Here is a 21,849-nt window from a genome sequence, read left to right on the forward strand (position 1 = left end):
AAATTAAAACTCCTCTTCTTTCAATACAGTGTTTTGAACCCTCTTGACATCCTCTAAAAAGCGGAGGACCAAAGCTTTTTCTTTTTCAGTATAATGGTCAAACAGCTCACGCTTTTGGTAGGCGTCTGCCACTTCGTGCATGGCATCGTGGACAGCCGCCAGCTTCCAGCCTTGATCGGTCAGGCGGTAATAGATTTTCTTCTTGTCCTCTGCCAGCTGGTAGCTGGCAATCATCTCAGATTCAAGAAGGGCCTGGGCCGCCCGGCTTACGCCACCTCGAGTGGCATCCAGGACTTCAGAGAGCTCTCGGCCTGTCATATCCCCAGTCGTCAGGCTCGAGAGGATATGATAACCCAAGATAGAGAGACCTTTGGCGACTGGCCTCATCTCAGGAGCAAGGTGCTTGAGGATCCATTCCTGCTCATTGTTTTTCCCTGAAAATTGAAACTGTCTGAGCATGCTGGCCAGGCCACGATTTTCTTCAGTGATCATCTTGCTCCTCCTTTGACTTTTGTTGACAGTCAACATTATACGATTATTTTTGTTGTCTGTCAACAAAGGGGAATTGAAAAAGAGCTTTCGCTCTCTCGGGATAACTAAACTTCTCAGTGGAGTTGGCAAACCAGAAGGGAAAAAGCTGGTACGAGTGAAGTGAAGGAAATTCTAAAAAAAACACTGTGAATAAAGGCAAACGGCGAGACCGTTAAGGCTCGCCGTTTAGCAATGAGACAGCAAAGCTGGCTGCTTGCGGCCTCACAGTGATTTTTTCAGAATTTCCGGAACGAAACGGGCCTTGAGCCCTGGCATTGTCTAAAGAATATCTACCCCGATCAAAGCAAATCCCCAAACTCCGCATCCTGTTGCTCTTCTTCCTTATCCCAGTTTTCGCCTATGATTTTAGAAATCATGATACCTTGCACGGCCCGCTCTACCATGCCTTCAACGTCTAGGCGCTCTTCGTAGGCGATGGCGTTTTCCAGCTTTGGATTGGTCTTTGGTGCCTTGGGAGCAAAGACGGTACAGCAGTCTTCAAAGGGCAAGATAGAAAGATTAAAAGTATCGATTTTTTCAGCGATGTCGATGATTTCAATCTTGTCCATCGTCACGACGGGCCGGATGACTGGCGTGTTGGTCACTTCATTGATGACGCTCATAGAGCCCAGGGTCTGGCTGGCTACCTGGCCCAGGCTTTCGCCGTTGATGATGACCTTGCCCTTTCTTTCTTCACGAATCTTATCGACCACCCGCATCATAAAACGGCGGGTCAGGGTCATCAGGTAGGCTTCTGGAGCCTTGGCCTTGATTTCTTCTTGGATTTCCGTAAATGGAACCTCGATGAAAGTAATCGCACCGCCAAAGGCTGTGAGCTTGGCCGTCAGGTCTTTGGCCTTCTTCAGGGCACCTGGCGAAGTATAAGGGGGGCTAGCAAAGTGGACGGCCTCAATCTCGACCCCACGCTTCAGGGCAAGATAGCCAGCAACCGGCGAATCAATCCCACCTGAGAGCATGAGATGGCCACGGCCGGCGGTCCCGACAGGAAGGCCAGCTGCAGCCTTGATGGTCTCAAAGCTGAGATAAGCCGCTTCAGGCCGGACCTCGACTCTGAGCATAATGTCAGGCTTTTTCATCTGGACCTTGGCATAGCCAAAATGATCAAAGACCGTATTGCCCAGCTCCAGATTGAGCTCGGTCGAATCCAGCTCAAAGCTATGGTCACTTCGCTTGGCCGCAATCTTGAAGGTCATGCCTTCCTTATATACCTCGCTCATAAGCTTGACAACGGCTTCTTTCAAGGCCGGCACCGACTTTTCGACCTTCAGCGAAGGTGAAAAGGTCTGGATGCCAAAGACCTTGATGAGCCGGTCGGCCACGGTCTGATAGTCTGTTCCATTTAAGAAAATATGGGTCCGGTCACGTTCGGCCTTGATGCCGAGCTGGTCTAGGTCAGCCAAGACTTCACGAATATTCTTTTCCAGTCGCTTGATAAAGAAGCTCCGGTTTTTTCCTTTGGTTGACAGCTCGCCGTAGCGGACCATCACTTCATCGTATGCTAGCATGTTATTTCCTTTATTATAATAAAAGTTTAATTAAAATTACCGCCACAATCACCTGAAAGGCAATCGTCGCAAAGCCGTAGAGCATGAGCTTCTTACCAGCTTTTATAAACTGTATCAAGTTAAGCCTTAAGCCAATCGCAGCAAGGGCAATGGTCTCACACCAAGAGCTCAGAAAATGAGCTAGCTGAGAGACAGCCTGGGGGAAATGCAGGAGGCTATCGCCAAAACAGAGGACGATGAAGCCAATCACATACCAGGGCAGAAAGCTGTTCCGCTTGAGGGGGACGGCTCCTGAAGTGTTTGTCTCACCCTTTTCATCCCGCTTGCGGAGGTAGGCAAAGAAGAAAATCACAGCGACCAAGAGAATAATCCGCATGATCTTGAAGAGGGTCGCCGTGGTCGTCGTCTCTACATTGACAATGGTCGCCGAAGCCACCACCTGGCCGACCGACTGGACCGTCCCACCAATCAAGGCTCCCCGCAAGAGGTCTGAAGCCCCAAAAATCCAGGTCCCCAAGGCCGGCAGTGCCAGCATGAGGACTGTCCCCATGAGATTGACCATGGTAATGGCCGTCCGCCGCTCTGTGATGCTGGCTCCAACCACTGGCTCAACCGCCGCAATGGCCGAGGAACCACAGACCGCATTCCCGGCCGCCATGAGCTTGGCATCATTTTTAGAAAAGCCGAGCCTTTTGCCCATGAAAAGGACAAAGGCAATGGTCAAGACCATCTGAATGATGATGAAACCGACACCGTTCAATCCCAATTTCTCAATGGTCTCAAAGGTCACCGTCGCCCCCAAAAACATGACCGAGAACTCGAGGAGCTTCTTCTCAGACCAGGCTGTACCTGTGTCAAGCTGGGGCTGATGGAAGTAGGCATTGCCCAGGATAATCCCCAGCAAAATCGCAAGGGTTGGTGCCCCAAGACCTTTGATGAGGTAGAGGTTGATAAAGTAAGCTATGAGGGCAACTACTAGGGATAGTCCTATCCCTAGCCAGTCATTTCGCTTTGGCATTTTTCTTTTTCTTCCTATAAAATTTAACTTTTATATTATAGCATAAATTTACTAGCTTGCAGCTGGCTGATTTCCCTTCGGGACTGGGGATGTTTCTAATAATGGCTGCTCGGGGCTTGCTTGGCTAAAGCTTTTGAGACAGCAATGCGATCAAAGAGAGTATTGAAGTCCAAAAGCTTCCACGCAAGGTTGCAGATAAAGAAAGCGGAACTTTTGATAATCTCACTCATAGAAAATCCCCCCCAAGGGAACAAGCCCGCCTGCAAGGCAAAAAAAGCAGGCCACAGCCTACTTCTTCAAATGATAGTTATAACTAGCAATAATAATATCCTCATGTGCGTTCAGATAATAGCGCAGACGAAGACCGGTCTGGTTGTGGAGGCCTTGTTGCCATGGCTTGGCAGGGATGAAGGTCGGCACAAGGACCGTTGTGGTGTAGTTGCGGGCCTTAGCTTCCTTGCTGGCCAGCTTAATAAAGCGGACGGCTGGTGTGATGATTGACCGGTAGCTGGTCCGGATGACGGTCAGGTGCAGGTCTGGGAAGGTCCGTTCAAACTCTTCTTCGATTTCCTGTTCCTTAGCCGTGTTTTCCTTGGTCGAAACGTGGAGGGCAATCACATAATCCCCGATAGAGCGGGCGTAGTTGATGGCTCCGACGTCGACATTGGTCACATTACCAACCAGGACAATCACGGTGTTGCCATCAAACTTATGCTCAGCGACCTCGTCCCGCAGGCGAAGCTGCTCAGCCACATTGACATAGTGGGTGTGGAGGCGGACAAAGGCGAAGATCAGGACTGGCAAGACGATGAAGAAGGGCCAGATTTCTGAGGTTCTAAAGATGACCAAAATCAGGACAATCACAAAGGAGATGATCGATCCCAAGATGTTAAAGCCAGCCTTGGTCAGGAATTTGTTGCCCAATTTCTTTCGCCAATGCACAACCATGCCGGCCTGGGCCAGCGTGAATGGCGTGAAGACACCAATCGCATAGAGGGGAATCAGGCGTTCTGTCTCACCATTGAAAATGAGCAAGAGCAGAATCGCACCTACTGCCAGGCTGATGATCCCGTTTGAATAACTCAGACGGGCGCCACGGCCGGTAAACATGTGAGGCATGTACTTGTTCTTGGCCATATTGTAGGCCAAAATAGGAAAGGCTGAATAGCCGGTATTGGCGGCCACTGCCAAAATCAAGGCCGTCGAGAACTGGAAGATCAAGAACATGACCTGACCGACCGGCCCTTGACCAAAGACAGACTGGGCGACCTGGGCGATGACGGTCACTTCAGACATTGGCCCAACCCCGAGCCAGTAGGCCAGGAAGGTCACACCACCAAAGAAGACGGCCAGAATCAGGCCCATGGTAATCAGGGTCAATGAAGCATTGCGTTCCTTCGGCCGTTTGAAGAATGGCACGGCGTTTGAGATGGCTTCCACCCCTGTCAGTGATGAGGCACCGGTAGAGAAGGCCTTAAGCAGAAGGATGACACTGACACCTGTCACGGTCGCCCCGATATGGGTCGGTGCATGATAAGGCAGAGTGCCCGTCAAAATCCGGAAAATCCCTACCCCCAAAAGAATAAAGGTCGATGTGATGAAGGTATAAACCGGGATGACCAGGAAGGAAGCAGATTCCCTCAGACCCCGCAAGTTCATAAACATCAAAATCAAGGCCAGGATGATGGCAATCGGCAGATTAAAGCGGTAAAGCTCTGGAATGGCTGAAGTAATCGCTTCAGCACCAGCCGCCGTTGATACGCCGACGGTCAGCATGTAGTCGACCAAGAGCGAGCCACCAGAAATCAGACCTGGAATGGTCCCCAGATTTTCTGTCGACACCAGGTAGGCCCCACCCCCTGAAGGATAGGCGTGAATGACCTGGGTATAGCTGGCAATCAAGGCCAGCAAAAGGATCAAAATCACGCCCGCAATCGGAATCGAATACCAGCTGGCTCCAATCCCTACTGTGACCAGGACCAAGAGAATCTGCTCGGTACCATAGGCGATAGATGACAGGGCGTCAGACGACAGCATGGCCAAGGCCTGAAAACGTCCCAGGAGATGGGAGTCGTCAGACGTTGTCTTTAAGGGTTTTCCGATTAAAACCTCTTTAATATTTTTCAAAAGATCAGCTCCTATATTTGCTAAAAAGAATGCTAGAAATATTATAACACTTTTTCCTAAAAGTATAGCCAATAACATCAAGGAGAAGGCCTGTTCTTTCAAGAAATCTGAGAAAAATATCCGGCCGGCTCGCCTCCCCCTCCATGGCAGGATTCCCCAAAATATGTTAAAATTGATACGATAAATATCTATTATAAAGGGGAATTAAATTGGCTGAAGTCATTGAAGAATTAAACGACCAAATGAAGGTCCGTCGTGAAAAGATGGAAAAACTTCGTGAAGAAGGGATTGATCCTTTTGGTCATAAATATAGCCGGACCCACAACTCTGCTGAGCTCCACACAGCTTATGATGAAAAAACCAAGGAAGAGCTCAATGAAATGGGCTTGAAAGCGACCATCGCTGGCCGGCTCATGACCAAGCGGGGCAAGGGGAAGGTCGGCTTTGCCCACCTCCAAGACCGCGAAGGTCAAATCCAGATTTATGTCCGCAAGGATGAAGTCGGCGAAGAAAATTATCAGATTTTTAAGACAGCTGACCTGGGCGACTTCCTCGGTGTCGAAGGCGACATCATGAAAACAGACATGGGCGAGCTTTCTATTAAAGCGAAGAAACTCACTTTCTTGAGCAAAGCCCTGCGTCCATTGCCTGAAAAATTCCATGGCTTGACGGATACTGAAACACGTTACCGTAAACGTTACCTTGATTTAATTTCAAACAAGGAAAGCTTTGACCGTTTTGTGACACGTTCTAAAATCATCAGCGAAATCCGTCGCTATATGGACGGACGTGGTTATCTTGAAGTCGAAACACCTGTTTTGAACAATGAAGCTGGTGGTGCTGCTGCCCGTCCTTTCTATACTCACCATAATACACTTGACATCGATATGGCCCTCCGTATTGCGACTGAGCTTCACTTGAAACGCTTGATTGTCGGTGGTATGGAAAAGGTCTACGAACTTGGCCGTGTTTTCCGTAATGAAGGCATGGACCAGACCCACAATCCAGAATTTACGACGATGGAGTCATACGAGGCTTACGCTGACTTTGAAGACATCATGGACCTGACTGAAGGCATCTTCCAACACGTCGCTAAGGAAGTCGTTGGCAAAGACGTCATCGAATACGCTGGCAAGGAAATCAACGTCGGTGGTAAGTTTAATCGGATCCACATGGTTGACGCCATCAAAGAAGTTTCTGGCGTTGACTTCTGGCCTGAAATGAGCTTTGAAGAAGCTACCGCCCTGGCTAAGTCCCACGACATCTACGTTGAAAAGCACTTTACGACCGTCGGCCATATCATCAACGAATTCTTTGAAAAATATGTCGAAGAAACATTGATTCAGCCGACCTTCGTCTACGGCCATCCAAAAGAAATCTCTCCACTGGCCAAGATGAACGCTGAAGACCCTCGCTTTACCGACCGCTTTGAGCTCTTTATCAATGGTAAAGAATACGCCAATGCCTTCTCTGAGCTCAACGACCCGATCGATCAGCTCGAACGCTTCGAGGCCCAAGCCAAGGCCAAAGAACTCGGCGACGACGAAGCCACCGGCGTCGACTACGACTACGTCGAAGCCCTCGAACACGGCATGCCACCAACAGGTGGACTCGGCATCGGTATCGACCGGATGGTCATGCTCTTTACCGGGACTGAGACGATTCGGGATGTGTTGCTTTTCCCTACGATGAAATAAAAAAGTCGGGCCACCCCGACTTTTTCTTTTCTCGCAGAATGCTGTTAAGACTATCATTCTGAAAAAAAGAAAGCCTAGCCTCAGAAAAGGCTTAGAGCCTATCGCCTCTAACAATATAAGTACCATAAAAAAGACCTCCCGGCACCGCCAGAAGGTCTTTTTCCTATTACTTATCCCGACTCAAATCCACCTTTTCCAGCGGAATAATCTTCGTATTATACTTCCACTTATAACCCAGATAAAGCAGAACAAAGATTGGCAGGGCCGCATAGATGGCCAGGGCTTCTCCCCAGCGAGCACTGAAGAGCTGGCTTGGGTCCAGCAGGAGGGCGATGAAGACCGTCATCATCAAGGCAATCAAAGGCCCAAATGGGAAGAGCTTGGCCTTATAAGGCAGGTCGGCCAGGTCCTTGCCCTGGGCCAAATAGGCCCGGCGGAAGCGGATGTGGCTGATGGAAATCCCCAGCCAGGCCAGGAAGCCAGTCAGGCTTGAGACGTCGACCAGGAAGAGATAAATCTGCGTTCCGAAGATCCCCGTCAGAAAGGCGATGAAACAGATGATCGTCGTCACGATCAGGGCGTAGACCGGAATCCCATTTTTTGCTGTCCGGCCAAAGACCCGAGGAGCACCGTGCTCCTGCCCCAGCGAATAAAGAATCCGGGTCGATGCGTACATGACCGAGTTGGCACTAGAAATTACTGAAGTCAAGATGACAGCGTTCATAACACTGGCTGCCAGGGCAAAGCCGATGTTTTTGAAGACTATTGTAAAGGGGCTCATGACCGCAGTAGATTGCGGGTTCAAAAGTCTTGGGTCCTTCATATTGATGATCGCTGCAATAATCACAATCGCAAAGATGTAAAAGAGGAGTATCCGCCAGAAAATCGAGTTCATGGCCTTGGGAATGCTTTTAGATGGGTCTTCAGACTCGCCAGCCGTCACGCCCAAAAGCTCCGTCCCCTGGAAGCTAAAGCCTGCAATCAGAAGGACACCCGCAAAGCCAGCAATCCCGCCAGCAAAGCCGTGGTTACCCTCGGTCAGGTTTTTCACGACGTCAATATTGCTACCAGAGCCAAGCAAGCCGACAATAGTCAGAATCCCTACCGCCAGGAAAATCACGATGGTAATGACCTTAATCGTCGACAGCCAGTACTCGGTCTCGCCAAAGGCCTTGACAGCGAGGATATTGACCAGGAAAATGAGAATCGTCGCAATCCCTGAGAAAATCCAGGCCGGCACATGAGGAAACCAGAACTGGGTAATAAGCCCAGCCGTGGTCAAATCGACCGCAATCGTGATGGCCCCGTTGAGCCAATAGTTCCACCCCAAGGCAAAGCCAAAGGCCGGGTCAACATAGCGCCCACCATACTCAGCAAATGAGCCAGAGGTCGGGAGGTAAGTCGCCATCTCGCCCAGCGACGTCATGACAAAATAAACCATGATGCCGACAAAGACATAGGCCAGCACCGCCCCCCAAGGACCAGCCTGGCTAATGGTCGCACCCGAGGTCAGAAAGAGACCGGTCCCGATGGTCCCCCCCAGGGCAATCATCGTGATGTGGCGTTGCTTGAGGCTCCGCTTGACTTGATTGTTGTTGTTTTCCAATATTATTACCTATCACTTTTTGTTATTTTATGTCACATTTGAGACTCTACCATTTTATCATTTTATGAAGCAAACCGCCATAGGGGCCGACTCATTCACTAAGCTTGCCAGGCCAGACATTACGGCCAAACCATTTTTGAGAAATCTGAGCAAATTGGCCATCTTTGACAAGCTTATTAATGCCTTGATTGATTTTATTCACTAATTCCTTATCGCTCTTTCGAGCCCCAACGGCAGAGGGTTCTACGCCATAGTCAAGAAGGATACGGCTATAATCTTTCGTCAAGCCTTTTTGATTCAAGTAGTAGTCTGCATAGGTCTGGTCGATGAGGACCCCATCAATCCGTCCATTTTGCAGGTCAAGCAAGGCCTGGTCAAAGTTGCTATACTGGCTAATGGTCTTTCCTGCCAGATAGTTCTTCAAGACCTTGGGTTGGTCGTTAAAATCAGAATAGCCTGATGAACCTGCTTGCACACCTGCCGTCTTCCCCTTCATATCTTCGACTTTAGTGATGTTAGAAGATTTCTTATTGAGAATTTCCTGCTTGCTAGCCATGTAGGGTTCAGAGAAGAGCACTTGCTGTTCACGCTCCTTGGTAATGCCATAGCCATTCCAGATGAGGTCAATGTCCCCCTTCTTGAGCTCTGCTTCTTTCATAGACCAATTTATCGGTTGCCATTTGACCTTGATGCCGTATTCTTTGAAAACTGCGTTGGCGAGGTCGATGTCAAAGCCCTTGTTAACGCCATCCTTGTCTTTGAAGCCCATGGGAACAAAGGTATTATCAAAGCCAATCGTGATAGACTTGCTCTGCTCAGCCCTCTGCCAGGTGTTTTGACGAGGACTTGATGAGCTTTTGCCACAGGCAGAAAGACTCAGAGCTGCGACGATGCTAAGACTGGCGATTGCGATTTTTTTCATTAGATTCATGTTCATAGTCATTTTTCCTTTTCTTTTTTAATTTCTTGGATTCACTTGTAAAATTCTGTCTGCGACCTTTTCAGCAAAATCCATATCGTGGCTTACGACGATCTGTGTGGCCCCTCCTGCTTTATTTGCCAGGATCATCTCGGCGACCTGGTCCCTAAGTTCAGGATCCAAGGCGCTGGTCGGTTCATCATAACAAATAATTTCTGGGTCAATCATCATAGCCCGGGCCAAGGCCACCCGTTGCTTTTGTCCGCCGGACAAGGCATAGGGGTAAAGCTCAGCTAATCCCGATAGTTCTAAGGACGCAAGCGTCGCTCCTGCTTTTGCGACGGCTTCTTTTCTTGGAAGCTTTTGAGTCTTGACGGGGCTGAGAATCAGATTTTCCATCACTGTCAGATGCGGAAAGAGCTGAAAGTCTTGAAAGACAAAGCCCAGGGAGGCTTGGCTGAAGCTCTGATTTTTTATCTTATAGACTTCGCCCTTCAAACTGATTTCTGCCCAATCAATGCTTTCAAGGCCCGCCAACATCCTAAGCAAGGTCGTTTTACCCCCACCAGAAGGGCCAACAATGGCAAGAATCTCCTGCTCTTTCAGTTCTAAACTAAAGTCTTCGAAGAGGACCTTCTCCTGAAATTTTTTATTTAATTTTTCTATTTTTAACATCTTATACCTCACTTATAATAGCTAAACTGCTTCTCGACCTGCTTAGAAATCAAGGTCAAGAAACCGATGAAAAGCAGATAAAACAGACCTGCAAGGAACATAGGAGCCAAGGTAATGTCCCGGTTCATGGCCGTTTGTGCAGCCAGCGTCACATCGAAGAGGCCAACGATATAGACCAGCGAGCTATCTTTGACCAGATTGACAACTTCATTCATCACACTTGGTAGGACGATTTTAGTCACCTGTGGGAGAATGATTAAACGGGCTGTCTGCCAGGGACTAAAGCGAAGGACCTGGGCTGCTTCATATTGCCCCTGGGGAATGGCTGCAATCCCACCTCTGAAAATCTCAGCGAAGTATGCGGCATAATTAAGCACAAAGGCAATAAGACAAGCAAAGAGGCGGCTCTGGATGTTGAGTCCAATCATCGGCAGGCCATAATAGACCGTGATGATTTGTAGGAGCAAGGGCGTCCCCCGCATGACCCAAACATAGAAATGCATGAACCAGCCAATGACCGGTAGTCTCAGGAGATAGGCAAAGAGGACGCCTAGCGGGATAGCAATAACTAGCGTTATGATGAAGACTTGCAGGGTCAGGACAAAACCCTGAGCAAGCTGTGGGATAATTTCTAAAAGATAAGACATATTGTTCCTTTCTTTGATAAGATAGTCCGAATATTCAGACTGTCAATGATAAGCAAAAAGCCCTTGTGCTTCATTATTTTTTTGAAAAATAATTTTACAAAGGCAAGTACGGACAAAAACTATACAAAAAGACCGGCTGTCTTTTACAACCGGTCTTTCAGAAAGAATCACCGGCATAGATACTTGAGCGTACTCTAAAGTTGTATCTATACCTCATGTATGACACAACTTTTATCTATGCAAATGATGGTGACGCATTTGGACAAAGTTCATGGTGATTCCCCTTTCTTGATTTTTTTACTATTATAAACCCTTTTTTCAGATAATGCAAGCCAGAGCTAAAATCCCCGCCATCGGATGAGGAGGGTCCAAGGACGGGAATCTAGTATATTTGCTTTATATAAGGCTTAGCGTCTGAAGGTAAGCTTTTCGCCAGCATTATTAGTGCCTACCAGGTAGCCGCCTTCTACTTTTAGGTTCATCCATTTTTCTTTAGATTTTGGCTTGCCAAGGATGTCACGGTCAACACCCTTGAAGTTGTTGGGAATGGCCCTTTTATTGATATTTTTTGAAAAAGTGACCGGGGGACTAGAGCTCGGAGCATCCTGGCTAGGCAGGCCTGGACTGGGCGTGACTGGGCTAGGAGCTTTCGGCTCTGTTTTCGTTGTTTCCTGCTCGCTGGAAGTTGCCTGCTTGCTAGGCTGGGCCTCTTTTTCATCTGGCTTTACTTCATTCTTTTCTTGTCCTGAAGGTTTTTCAGGCTTATTTTCTTTGTCTTTTTGAGGAGCCGATTCCTGGGGAGTCACATCAGCTGTGGGCGTTGCTGTCGTCGACAAGCCGTAACCAATGTCTGGCCCTGAGAGTAACAGGGCAACCGTCACGGTGAGTGACATGCCTCTCGCCAACCAGCAACACTTTGTTTTTTCTACTTTCTTTGTAATTTTTTTCTTCATCATTTTATTTACCAAACCTTTTCTTAATACAAGGATATAAGATTTTGGAGGCTGATTTTAATTGTTTTCAATATACTTAACAAGTGTTTTCTTTTTTGTCTTTTTTAGGATTATTGGGGATGCCTGACATTATCCGCGCATTTTCGGGCCTTTTCCAGGCATGAGGTGTGTGCTATAGGCACTCAATTCTCACTGCGACTAGCTTCAACCTTGCTCCATTAAGCAGGTAATACCAGCATTCTGCGTGAGAAGAAAAAATGCTCCCCTGTGCATTTTCGGGATTCTTTCCAGTTATGAAGTGCGAGGCTTCGACTGATGCTATAGGCTCCCAATTCTCACTGCGACTAGTTTCAACCTTGCTCCATTAAGCAGGTAATACCAGCATTCTGCGTGAGAAGAAAAATGAACACTGTGCATTTTCGGGATGCTTCCCAGTATGAGGAGCGAGGCTTCGACTGATGCTATAGGCTCCCAATTCTCACTGTGACTAGTTTCAACCTTGCTCTATTAAGCAGGTAATACCAGCATTCTGCGAGAGAAGAAAAAATGCACACTGTGCATTTTTTTGATACAATATAAGCATGAAAAAAAATAACGTAATCCTCTTATCGATCATCGGAGTCCTGGTTGTCGCCCTGGCGGTGGTCTTGGTTATCTTTGCCAATCGTCCTAAGAGCGACAACAGCTCTACAACTCAGACCGAGCAGACGGCTTCTCAGACGACAGGCTCAAGTAGCCAAAAGAGTCAGGCTGAACTTGATAAGCTGGACCTGCCTCAGCTGTCAAGCAAGGTGGCTGAAGATGAAGCTGAGGTCAAAATCCAGACCTCTGAAGGCGACATTGCCATCAAGCTCTTCCCTAAAATCGCCCCGATGGCCGTGGAAAACTTCTTGAATCTGGCCAAAGATGGTTATTACAATAATAATAAATTCTTCCGGGTCATCAAGAATTTCATGATCCAATCCGGCGACCCGACAGGCCAAGGGACCAGCAGCAAGTCGACAGTCAACAACAATCAGCCTTTTGCCGTCGAAGCCTCTGACAAGCTCTACAACATCCGTGGAGCCCTGTCTCTGGCCAATACCGGCCAGCCAAACTCTAGTAGTTCGCAGTTCTTCATCGTGCAAAACGCACAAGATGCGACCGCCCAAATCCAGGACCCAGGCAAGTATCCAACGAAGATTTTGGATGCCTACAAGCAGGGCGGTACGCCACAGCTTGACGGTAGCTATACCGTCTTCGGTCAAGTCATCTCGGGTCTCGAGGTCGTCGACAAGATTGCTTCTGGCGAAGTCAAGGCCAACCCTAGCTCAGGCGAGCAGTCTAGCCCTGTGAATCCTGTAACGATTACTGGCGTGAGCGTAGTTAAAGGTTGGGATTTCAAATAAAGATAGGTAAGAAACAGCTCCGTCGGCTGTTTTTTTACTTGCTTTTTTTGGGGTTTTTGATAAAATAATAAAGTACTTGTTTTGGACGCTTTCTGGCTTTGCTGAGAAATAAGGCCCACTCAAAAACTTAACAAGCCGCAATAGCTCAGTCGGTAGAGCAGCACCATGGTAAGGTGAAGGTCGTAGGTTCGATTCCTATTTGTGGCATACTTTACTTGTCAATACTTATCAAAAACGCCTTAAAACAGGCGTTTTCGTTTTTTCTCTATCTCCATTTTTTTGGCACATCTTTGGCACAAGAAAAGGCAGTCCACAGGACTGCCTTTTCACATCCATATTTCACTTCTCACTCCCTAAACTTCCGTCTTCTTCCTCCTCCTATACTGCCCATAAACCACCAAACTCCAGATAATCAAGCCCAGTAGCGTAAAGCTCCAAGACAAGATACTTCCCAGTGGTGGTAACGAAGGACCTGGGCTCACAGGGCTCACAGGACTTGCGAGCGGTGTTAGCTCTGCTTGTTGCTCTGCTTCATCCACTCTAAAGTTCGCAAACCTAATCCCCTGTGCGCCATCAATCGTCCCCCGATACTCTGGAAAATCACGATTATTCCCAAAGGTCAGGACATTATTCTCCAATCGGGCCAGGCGGATGTGGATACTAAGGTTGTCGGCGTAGCCTTGCTCTTGGTCCATGTAGGCGACAATGGCCGTATTTGTCCGCTGATAGCCGGTCGGTGCTTGGTTTTCACTGATGATGTAGAGATTTCCCCTGGCCATGTGGTTGAGGGTCTTCATGCCGGTCGCCTCACCCCGTTGTCCGGTGGACAGGGTCGCACCGGTCGTCGCATCGATGCCCAGTGCTTCAGCATCCTCGCCCTCGCCAGAGAGATGGAGTTGGTTCACATCAATGCTAGTCAGGGCATCAAATCTTATGCCTGTTGGTGGCGTGTAATGTTCCACCCATCTGAGGCGGAATTGGGCATCCATCGGCTGATTGGTCGTGCCGTCAACCTTCTGGATAGAGAAGGGATGGACGGCGTTGGACTCGACGTTGAAGCTAATAACAAAGGCATCGTCTGGGTCAACGACCGGACCTGTGTTAGCCAATCGTGGACTAGCGGTCAGCGTGCTCCTAAAGTCTACTCCACTGGTTTGGACCAATGGAAGGTGGCCCAGCAAGGGAGCGACCAAAACATCTCTCAGGGCGGCTTCTGCCTGGATGGCCTCGTCTGGCTTTTCGACCAACTGACGGTTGCCGTCAATTGACTCTTCCAGGTCCAACTGATTGGCATGGTGGCTCAGGGCCTGCTCCAGCGTCGGTGTATTGACAGTCCATTCGCCAATGCCCCCAAAGTAGGCGAATTGGCCGACCTGATTGAGCTTCGTTACTTTATAGCTCTTGCCAAAATCCAGCTCGATCAGCCGGTCGGGCTCATCTGGATTGTCAGAGGGCTCGACCAAACGGCCGTCCTCACCACTGGTGTAGATGCCGAGAATCTGGCTGTCTTCCAGTGCTTCTGGGAATGGCGTTGCAAACGAGGCAAAGAGGGGGATGATGTCAGCTCCACCTTCATCGGCTTCATTCTCATCTGCTTCAGACGCCTCCTGCCAGCTTCCCAGCTCTTCGATTCTAAAGTTCACGCCCGACATCGGACTGCTAAAGTCAGCATCCATCTTTGTGACATCAAGGTAAATCGGGAGGTCAATGATGCTGTTGGTCACATCGATGACCAGCTCACTCGCCGTGCCCAGGGCATCCCCAGGAGTCGTCACATAGTGGCGGTCATAGGTCGGAGTCTGGTAGCCATCTGGGACCTCTGCCTCGAGGACAAAGTAATGAATCAGGTTGCCGGTCGCATCTCGCTTCGGCACTGTGATTTGATAGGCGTCGTTGACCGTCGTGATGACGACAGGTTCTCCAGCCTCATTCAGGACCTGCTCCCCGCCCAAGAGGCTATCGGGGTCGTCCGACCGCCAGAGCTGGAGCTCGACCGCATCAGGCCTGAGATGACCGGCATCATTCTGGTCATTCCAGAACTTTTGTCCTCGGATGACAAGTTGTTCGTTATTTTCAAAGCTGTTGGTAATCTCTAAATAAGGCTCCAGGGCTGTGAGGTCGCTGGTATCTGTGGCCGTATAGTGGTCTAGCTCATCCACTTCCTGAACGCTATAAATATATCGCTCTTTGGCTGACTTCCAGACCTGGAGGTCTGTAAAGTTATGTTGCCAGTTGTCTTCTGCCGTGACCGTGACGGCTTCGCCCACCGGCAGGGCTGCTTCATCTCCTTCAACCATCCGATAGAGCTGGACCGTGATGCTCTCAGGACGCCAGCCGGCCGTATCGTCAAAGTCGACCCACTGCTTTGTGAAAGGCAGGGTCATCTTCTCTGGTGTAAGGGTATTTTCGATGTCAATGATTCTACCTTCATTCGAGCCATTTTCTCTCTCAATGCTCCGGCTATTATAATTAGAAACAGGAGATTCTTCAATTTTATAGTCATAGAATTCTCCATTTTCATCCGTAAACTCCCAGTAATCAAAGTCATAGGACCAGTTGCCCTCCTCATCAGGACTGACTGTCAAGCTCTTTATTGGGTCAGGATTTTGTTCCCTATTTCTATATAAATTAACCGTTATTTCATCTGGTCTAAAACTCTCGTCTCCATTCTCATTAGCCCAAATTTTCTGTCCTTTAATATTGAATAGATCATGTGCATTTTTTAATGTCAATCGGAAGCTACTATCTTCCTCATCCTTCAGAGGAGTAAAGGCAGAGTATTCCCTATTTGCATTTTCCCCATAGTCAACTGTAATCTGATTACTAGCGTCGACCTTAATAATCCAAGGTCCACCTTGACGGTAGCCTGGGAGTGGCTCTGTTTCTACAAGATGGTAAGTCTTGCCTAACTCAAAACGGAAGTTTTCAATTATCTGATCACTTGCATTCCAGTCATCCTTACTATCAAAGTCGCCAGCCTTCCAGATAATAGAAGCGCCAAGTTCAGCTTCCTCTGCTCCAGCCGACTGACTCTGCCCCACCATAATTACTGTTCCTGCCTCGTCAGAGAGCTTAAACATTGCTCCACTGGCCTGGGAGTTTCGATCCGATTTTTTTCTCAAGTCAAACTTCCAACGTTCAAAATTAGTCGCTGTCATCCCCGTAAAGCTACTGGTGTAAACAGAGCTGAGGCCAACTTCGCCGACAAGTTGATAGTCAAAGTTGACACCTTGGTTGTTGTAAAGGGGAAGGTTGACAGTTTGACCGTCAAGTGTCAACTGCTTGACAGCGGTCTGTTGCCATTCTCCGGAAGTAGGGTCACCGGTCAAGCTGAGCGAGGCGGTCTGCCAGCTGTCATCAGCTGTCGTCTCCTTCCGCTCGATTTGCAGGCTGATTTGCTCTGGTCGCTCGCCTCCTGCATTCTCCCGGTCTTCCCAGACCTTCTTCACATCGAGCTCAGTGCCAGGTGCCTTGCCAGATGGCACAGCAAAGGGGAGTCTCAGGAGCTTGAGTTGCTCGGGACTCGGCGTAAAGTAGGTCTCGTCCTTGTCTGAGATAAACTGCCAGGTCTCTGGCTGGAAATCCTTGCCCTCGGTCAAAATCCGGACCTGGTGGTGGATTTGGATTTCCTGGCCCCGGCCCAGGGTCAGCTGGGAGAGGTTGATTTTGCCATCATTGTAGCTGGCTGTGAAGCTGTTTTCTTGCTCCTCGCCATACTCAAAGTACTTGGTCGAGACCGTGCCAGCTTCATAGGCAAAGCCATCGCCGATTTTAATCTGAACGGAGCCGTTTGAGACGGTGTCAAAGAAGCTCATGATAGTCCGGTTGAGGTAGTTGCCCAGCTCTTGCGGGTCGTAGGTGTTCATGTAGAAATAGGGATTGGTTGTGAGCCGCTCCATATTGCTCCTGATTTGATCGGCTGAAAAGCCTGAGACCGTCTGCCCTTGATAGGTATAGTTATTTGTCCCGTTTTGGAGGGCAATCCCGATACCGTGGACTTCGATACCGGCGCTCTTGAGCTGGTCGGCCTGATAGATGGTCGCCGGGAAGAGACTGTTATAATGAAGGGCGTTGTCGCTTGTGCTATTGTCGCCCACCAGATTCCGGGCGGTCACACCGCCATTAACCCCTGACTGTGACCAGTCGATGTATCTGGGCTGGTTGCTAGATAAAGGATTACGACTCGTGCTATTCCCAACGATTCGCCCAGAATTATTCTGATCAGTCGCCGTGACCTCGCCGATGTCGACCAGGTGGTTACCGTTGCTATCCGACGCCCCAGTAATAGCATTGGCATAGGTCGGCACGCCATCCGTCAAGAGAATCACGACCTTCTTGCGACCCGCTTCTTCAGGAGCAGATAGCATCTCGCCCGCCTTTCTCAATCCTGCCTGAGTAAAAGTATAATTCCCACTGTCTGCTTGAGCAGGCGTCGCCGAATTTAAGAGCCTTTGTTGGTCCGAATTAAAATTTCCAATATTGACAAAGCGGCTACCCGTATCATAAATACCGCTACCATAGGCGACGTGGCCAATCCTAACCATATCTGGCGACATGCCAGAGGCTTCCATGATTGAGGTCAGACTGCTCGTAAAGTTGTTAATGGCATAGTTGAGCCAATACATCCTATTGTGACCAGCTGTCTGGTCGTTCATAGAGGCTGAGTGGTCTGCCACCAGGACGATACTGATTTTCTCCTGCTCATCCTGCCTGAGCTGATTTCCCCTCACATTCGTGAAGACATCATAAAGCCCAGGCGTAGAGGTCTGCCTGGCAAATTGACGCATCGCATAGTCTTCATTAGGATAAGTAATATAGTGACTGGTAAAGTTGTCCTCAAGGCCGACAGGATTGACGCCCGTACTGCTCGCCAGGAAATCATGACTCCCCGGAGCTGTGTTCCCTGTGTGATTGACAACGTCCTCTTGCCCTTGCAAGGTCCAAGAGTTCTCCGCATCCGCCCTGTCTTCATCCGTCGCATAACGGGGCTGGATGACCGGATTGTCTGCTCTCGGGCTGAGACTATTCGACAAGCTCAGATTCCAAAAGTTCAATACTGAAGGGAGGAGAATCACCCCTAAAGAAAAGACCTTCCAGAACTTCGCACGATTCTTTTTCTTCATGCCTACACTTCCTTTTTATCATATTTTTATAATAATTATCTCATAATAAACTTTGTTTAAGAACTGATATCCGGAAAACACGGTAGGACGAGCCTTCAGCAAAAGGCAAAGCCCCCGCCAAAGGCGGGAGCGAAGCTCAAAAAAAGGGAGGGGATTTTCTAATAATGGGAAGACAAGCAGCTCCGCTGCTTAGTCTGCCGCACAGGGGAGATCCGCAAGTAGTGTTGCTTTGCCATGCGACGGCTCGCGTAAGCGAGACTAAGCAGGGCTTAGCAACACTCGAAGCTAGCTCCCCGAGCACCCATTATTAGAAACATCCCCAAGCCCGAAGGGCCACTCCACCGAAGGTGGCCCAAAAGGCAAAAGCCACCTGCAAGGTAAAAAAGAGCAAAAAAAAAAATCCATGAGCGTCCTACCTATAAAAAGGCAGACAGAGCTAGACTAAGCAGTGCTACTCCCTAATTAATAGGAACTCTAGCACACCGCCAACATCATAACACTCAAGAGATTTTATTTTTTAATTTCTGCTCAAATTAGACAAGCTCGATGATTGCCATTGGGGCTGCATCACCACGACGTGGTTCTGTCTTAAGGATACGAGTGTATCCACCGTTACGGCCTTCATAACGTTTAGCAATGTCGTTAAACAATTTTTGAAGTGCAGTTGGGAATGACTCAGTTTCTTCGTTGAAGTCGTTGATCGCGATTTCGTTACGAACATAAGCTGCTGCTTGACGACGTGAGTGAAGATCACCACGTTTACCAAGCGTAATCATTTTTTCAACAGTACGACGCACTTCTTTAGCGCGGGCTTCAGTTGTCACGATTGATTCGTTCAAAAGCAAATCAGTTGTGAGGTCACGAAGCATAGCTTTACGTTGTGACGATGTACGTCCGAGTTTACGATAGCTCATAATTTCTCCTTTACTAGATTATTTTCTTTTTTTAAGGGAAAGTCCCAATTCAGCCAATTTAGATTTCACTTCTTCGACTGATTTATGACCGAGGTTCTTGACTTTAATCATTTCTGCTTCAGTCATTTCAACGATGTCAGCGACGTTGTTGATACCGGCACGTTTCAAACCATTGTAGGCACGAACTGAGAAGTCCATTTCTTCGATGATTTTATCCAAAACGCGTTCAGTCTTAACTTCTTCTTTGACAACGAGTGTTTCAGCTTCTTGAGCGATTTCTGACAAGTTAGTGAAGAGGTCAAGATGATCCTTCAAGATCTTTGCAGAGAGGCTCAGTGCATCGTCAGCGACGATGGTGCCGTTGGTTGAGATTTCAAGTGTCAACTTGTCGTAGTTTGAGACACCACCCACACGGGCAGGTTCTACCTGATAGTTGACCTTGCTTACTGGTGTGTAAAGGGAATCGACTGCAATCGTACCGATTGGAGCGCCTTCGACCTTGTTTTCATCAGCAGGCACATAACCATAACCTTTTTTGACTGTCATCACAGCACGCATAGAGTGACCTTCTGCGATAGTGAACAAGTGATGGTCTTTGTTGACAATCTCAATATCGCTATCCGTCAAAATATCACCTGCCGTTACGTCCATTGGACCAGTCACGTCAAGTTCGATTTGTTTTTCTGAGTCGACGTAAGATTTGATGGCAATGCCTTTGACAGCAAGGACAATCTGCACCACGTCTTCACGGACACCAGGGATGGTCGCAAATTCGTGTTGAACCCCTTCAATCTGGATTGAAGTAACAGCCGCACCTGGAAGTGATGATAAGAGTACCCGACGCAAAGAGTTACCCAAAGTTGTACCATAGCCACGTTCAAGTGGTTCTACTACAAATTTTCCGTAGTTTTCTTTTTCGTCGAATTTTGTAATTTTTGGTTTTTCAAACTCAATCATGTATAGTCTCCTCTAAAACGATAAGTGGAAGGTGCAATAATTTCCTAGGAATTATACACGACGACGTTTTGGAGGACGTGCACCATTGTGAGGTACAGGAGTCACATCACTGATAGCAGTGACGTTAAGACCTGCAGCTGCAAGGGCACGAATCGCTGATTCACGACCTGAACCAGGACCTTTAACAGTAACAGAGACAGTTTTCAAACCTTGTTCTTGGGCAGCTTTAGCAGCAGCTTCTGACGCCATTTGAGCGGCGAATGGTGTAGACTTCTTAGAACCCTTGAAACCAAGTGCTCCAGCTGAAGACCAAGCCAATGCATTCCCATGAACATCTGTAATCATAACGATCGTGTTGTTGAAAGTTGCTTGAATGTGGACGATACCAGATTCAATATTCTTTTTCACACGACGTTTACGTGTAACTTTTGGCATTTGAACTCCTTTCTATTTAATTATTTTTTCTTGCCTGCGATTGATTTAGCAGGGCCTTTACGCGTACGCGCATTGTTCTTAGTATTTTGTCCACGTGTAGGCAATCCACGACGGTGACGCATACCACGGTAGCTACCGATTTCCATCAAACGTTTGATGTTAAGGTTGACTTCACGACGAAGGTCACCTTCAAGTTTCAAACCGTCAAGTTCACGACGAATCGCATCTTCTTGGTCAGTTGTGAGATCCTTAGTACGGATATCTTCTGAAACATTAGCGGCAGCAAGTACTTTTTTAGATGTTTGAAGTCCAACACCGTAAACGTATGTCAATGAAATAACGATACGTTTTTCGTTTGGAATATCAACTCCAGCAAAACGAGCCATAATTTAGTTTTTCCTTTCTATCCCTGACGTTGTTTGTGTTTTGGATTGGCAGGGCAAATTACCATAACACGACCGTTACGACGAATAACTTTACAGTATTCGCAAATTGGTTTAACTGATGGTCTTACTTTCATTGTGTCTTCCTTTCTATTGGTTACTGCGTAAGTCGGACTTACGCTCAATGAATGTGTCCATTACTTAAAGCGGTAAGTGATTCGACCACGTGTCAAATCGTAGGGGCTCATCTCCACTTGGACACGGTCACCAGTCAGGATACGGATATAGTTTTTCCGCATCTTTCCTGAGATGGTCGCCAAGATTTGATGGCCATTTTCGAGTTCAACAGTGAACATTGCATTCGGCATGGTATCGACTACCTTGCCTTCAATTTCGATAACATCATCTTTTGCCAAGCAAAAGTACCTCCTTAAGTATCTCCGAAAGATATTTCTATCTAAAAAGTCGGACTGATATATTTTAACATAATTGCTTGTCAAATGCAATAGGATTTTGCTCTTTTGTTTTTATTTTTCGGGAGATGTTTGTTGGGATGAGGAATGGCTCTGCCGAGGCAGTTGGCGGGGTTCGTTCCGCTACGGCATCTTACAAGAGAACTGTGGGGGCCGCGAGCAGCCCGCTTCGCGGTCTCATTGCTAAATCGGGAGCCTTGCGGTCTCCCAATTTGCCTGATTTCACAGTTTCTTGCAAGATGCCTTCACTTCTGACTATTGTAGTTTTGATTTATCATAAAAATTTGAATGTCGCTGAGCGGAGCTAGAATTGGGGCCAGCCATAGCTGATAAAAAAGGCAAAAGCGGAGACCCACAGGGGCTCCGCTTTTAGCTATGGAAGCCGAAGGCTTCGCTTGGCCCATGCGACTAGTCGCTTTAGCGACTTAGCGAGCATGGAGAGCGTAGTGGCGATAGCCACGTAGATGGCCCATCAGC

Annotated in this window: 18 protein-coding genes and 1 tRNA gene; 3 read left to right on the forward strand and 16 right to left on the reverse strand. The window is 48.1% G+C overall.

The genetic code is table 11. The features are described from left to right. Positions 1-3 precede the first annotated feature (3 nt). The 4 genes from NtB2_RS01095 to kimA all read right to left on the reverse strand — a co-directional run bounded on the left by NtB2_RS01095 (position 4) and on the right by kimA (position 5,202). Positions 4-492, reverse strand: coding sequence for a MarR family winged helix-turn-helix transcriptional regulator (locus tag NtB2_RS01095; RefSeq protein ID WP_165814928.1), 489 nt, complete (start codon positions 490-492; stop codon positions 4-6). A gap of 338 nt (positions 493-830) precedes the next feature. Next, positions 831-2,057 carry a tRNA uracil 4-sulfurtransferase ThiI gene (thiI, locus tag NtB2_RS01100; RefSeq protein WP_109245095.1) on the reverse strand — a complete coding sequence of 409 codons (1,227 nt, stop codon included), beginning with the start codon at positions 2,055-2,057 and terminating at the stop codon, positions 831-833. A 13-nt stretch (positions 2,058-2,070) separates the two neighbouring features. Beyond that, complete coding sequence (locus NtB2_RS01105) at positions 2,071-3,075, reverse strand: YeiH family protein (RefSeq protein ID WP_109245096.1); 1,005 nt, start codon at positions 3,073-3,075, stop codon at positions 2,071-2,073. Between the two features lie 288 nt (positions 3,076-3,363). Then, positions 3,364-5,202, reverse strand: a complete 1,839-nt coding sequence (gene kimA / locus NtB2_RS01110; RefSeq protein ID WP_109245097.1) for a potassium transporter KimA — start codon at positions 5,200-5,202, stop codon at positions 3,364-3,366. A gap of 209 nt (positions 5,203-5,411) precedes the next feature. On the opposite strand from kimA, the gene lysS reads away from it, so the two are divergent. Beyond that, positions 5,412-6,899, forward strand: coding sequence for a lysine--tRNA ligase (gene lysS / locus NtB2_RS01115; RefSeq protein WP_263970095.1), 1,488 nt, complete (start codon positions 5,412-5,414; stop codon positions 6,897-6,899). Between the two features lie 166 nt (positions 6,900-7,065). On the opposite strand, the gene NtB2_RS01120 is transcribed toward lysS, so the two are convergent. The 5 genes from NtB2_RS01120 to NtB2_RS01140 form a co-directional block, all read right to left on the reverse strand. Continuing rightward, on the reverse strand, positions 7,066-8,451 hold the full coding sequence (locus NtB2_RS01120; protein ID WP_109245161.1) for an amino acid permease: 1,386 nt from the start codon (positions 8,449-8,451) through the stop codon (positions 7,066-7,068). A gap of 145 nt (positions 8,452-8,596) precedes the next feature. Beyond that, positions 8,597-9,436 carry an amino acid ABC transporter substrate-binding protein gene (locus NtB2_RS01125; RefSeq protein WP_109245162.1) on the reverse strand — a complete coding sequence of 280 codons (840 nt, stop codon included), beginning with the start codon at positions 9,434-9,436 and terminating at the stop codon, positions 8,597-8,599. 27 nt (positions 9,437-9,463) lie between these two features. Then, positions 9,464-10,099 carry an amino acid ABC transporter ATP-binding protein gene (locus NtB2_RS01130; RefSeq protein WP_109245098.1) on the reverse strand — a complete coding sequence of 212 codons (636 nt, stop codon included), beginning with the start codon at positions 10,097-10,099 and terminating at the stop codon, positions 9,464-9,466. Positions 10,100-10,107: 8 nt separating this feature from the next. After that, a complete protein-coding gene (locus NtB2_RS01135; RefSeq protein WP_109245099.1) occupies positions 10,108-10,746 on the reverse strand; it encodes an amino acid ABC transporter permease in 639 nt (212 codons plus the stop codon). Positions 10,747-11,153: 407 nt separating this feature from the next. Beyond that, positions 11,154-11,702, reverse strand: a complete 549-nt coding sequence (locus tag NtB2_RS01140; RefSeq protein WP_125194927.1) for a hypothetical protein — start codon at positions 11,700-11,702, stop codon at positions 11,154-11,156. A 572-nt stretch (positions 11,703-12,274) separates the two neighbouring features. On the opposite strand from NtB2_RS01140, the gene NtB2_RS01145 reads away from it, so the two are divergent. Next, complete coding sequence (locus tag NtB2_RS01145; RefSeq protein ID WP_439956794.1) at positions 12,275-13,087, forward strand: peptidylprolyl isomerase; 813 nt, start codon at positions 12,275-12,277, stop codon at positions 13,085-13,087. 134 nt (positions 13,088-13,221) lie between these two features. After that, positions 13,222-13,294, forward strand: a tRNA-Thr gene (locus NtB2_RS01150). Positions 13,295-13,440: 146 nt separating this feature from the next. Here NtB2_RS01150 and NtB2_RS01155 read toward each other — a convergent pair. From NtB2_RS01155 to infA, 7 genes are all read right to left on the reverse strand, one after another. Next, positions 13,441-18,210, reverse strand: a complete 4,770-nt coding sequence (locus tag NtB2_RS01155) for a Cna B-type domain-containing protein (RefSeq protein WP_109245102.1) — start codon at positions 18,208-18,210, stop codon at positions 13,441-13,443. A gap of 533 nt (positions 18,211-18,743) precedes the next feature. Next, a complete protein-coding gene (gene rplQ / locus NtB2_RS01160) occupies positions 18,744-19,124 on the reverse strand; it encodes a 50S ribosomal protein L17 (protein WP_109245103.1) in 381 nt (126 codons plus the stop codon). A gap of 18 nt (positions 19,125-19,142) precedes the next feature. After that, on the reverse strand, positions 19,143-20,081 hold the full coding sequence (locus NtB2_RS01165) for a DNA-directed RNA polymerase subunit alpha (RefSeq protein WP_109245104.1): 939 nt from the start codon (positions 20,079-20,081) through the stop codon (positions 19,143-19,145). Positions 20,082-20,132: 51 nt separating this feature from the next. Further along, entirely contained in the window at positions 20,133-20,516 is a 384-nt protein-coding gene (gene rpsK, locus NtB2_RS01170; RefSeq protein ID WP_109245105.1) for a 30S ribosomal protein S11, read from the reverse strand. Positions 20,517-20,536: 20 nt separating this feature from the next. Then, the gene (gene rpsM / locus NtB2_RS01175) at positions 20,537-20,902 is read right to left on the reverse strand and encodes a 30S ribosomal protein S13 (RefSeq protein ID WP_109245106.1); all 366 of its coding nucleotides are present in this window, start codon (positions 20,900-20,902) and stop codon (positions 20,537-20,539) included. Between the two features lie 17 nt (positions 20,903-20,919). Beyond that, a complete protein-coding gene (rpmJ, locus tag NtB2_RS01180) occupies positions 20,920-21,036 on the reverse strand; it encodes a 50S ribosomal protein L36 (protein WP_001808836.1) in 117 nt (38 codons plus the stop codon). Between the two features lie 60 nt (positions 21,037-21,096). Further along, a complete protein-coding gene (gene infA, locus NtB2_RS01185) occupies positions 21,097-21,315 on the reverse strand; it encodes a translation initiation factor IF-1 (protein WP_109245107.1) in 219 nt (72 codons plus the stop codon). Positions 21,316-21,849 lie beyond the last annotated feature (534 nt).

The organism is Lactococcus termiticola, from assembly GCF_003116835.1.
Taxonomy (GTDB): Bacteria; Bacillota; Bacilli; order Lactobacillales; family Streptococcaceae; genus Lactococcus; species Lactococcus termiticola.

Coding starts and splice junctions, on each gene's coding strand:
- rplQ (WP_109245103.1), bottom strand. CDS start 19,124: ATGAGCTATCGTAAACTCGGACGTACATCGTCACAACGTAAAGCTATG.
- NtB2_RS01155 (WP_109245102.1), bottom strand. CDS start 18,210: ATGAAGAAAAAGAATCGTGCGAAGTTCTGGAAGGTCTTTTCTTTAGGG.
- NtB2_RS01140 (WP_125194927.1), bottom strand. CDS start 11,702: ATGATGAAGAAAAAAATTACAAAGAAAGTAGAAAAAACAAAGTGTTGC.
- rpsM (WP_109245106.1), bottom strand. CDS start 20,902: ATGGCTCGTTTTGCTGGAGTTGATATTCCAAACGAAAAACGTATCGTT.
- NtB2_RS01165 (WP_109245104.1), bottom strand. CDS start 20,081: ATGATTGAGTTTGAAAAACCAAAAATTACAAAATTCGACGAAAAAGAA.
- NtB2_RS01135 (WP_109245099.1), bottom strand. CDS start 10,746: ATGTCTTATCTTTTAGAAATTATCCCACAGCTTGCTCAGGGTTTTGTC.
- NtB2_RS01095 (WP_165814928.1), bottom strand. CDS start 492: ATGATCACTGAAGAAAATCGTGGCCTGGCCAGCATGCTCAGACAGTTT.
- rpmJ (WP_001808836.1), bottom strand. CDS start 21,036: ATGAAAGTAAGACCATCAGTTAAACCAATTTGCGAATACTGTAAAGTT.
- rpsK (WP_109245105.1), bottom strand. CDS start 20,516: ATGCCAAAAGTTACACGTAAACGTCGTGTGAAAAAGAATATTGAATCT.
- NtB2_RS01120 (WP_109245161.1), bottom strand. CDS start 8,451: ATGATTGCCCTGGGGGGGACCATCGGGACCGGTCTCTTTCTGACCTCG.
- thiI (WP_109245095.1), bottom strand. CDS start 2,057: ATGCTAGCATACGATGAAGTGATGGTCCGCTACGGCGAGCTGTCAACC.
- NtB2_RS01105 (WP_109245096.1), bottom strand. CDS start 3,075: ATGCCAAAGCGAAATGACTGGCTAGGGATAGGACTATCCCTAGTAGTT.
- NtB2_RS01130 (WP_109245098.1), bottom strand. CDS start 10,099: ATGTTAAAAATAGAAAAATTAAATAAAAAATTTCAGGAGAAGGTCCTC.
- NtB2_RS01125 (WP_109245162.1), bottom strand. CDS start 9,436: ATGAATCTAATGAAAAAAATCGCAATCGCCAGTCTTAGCATCGTCGCA.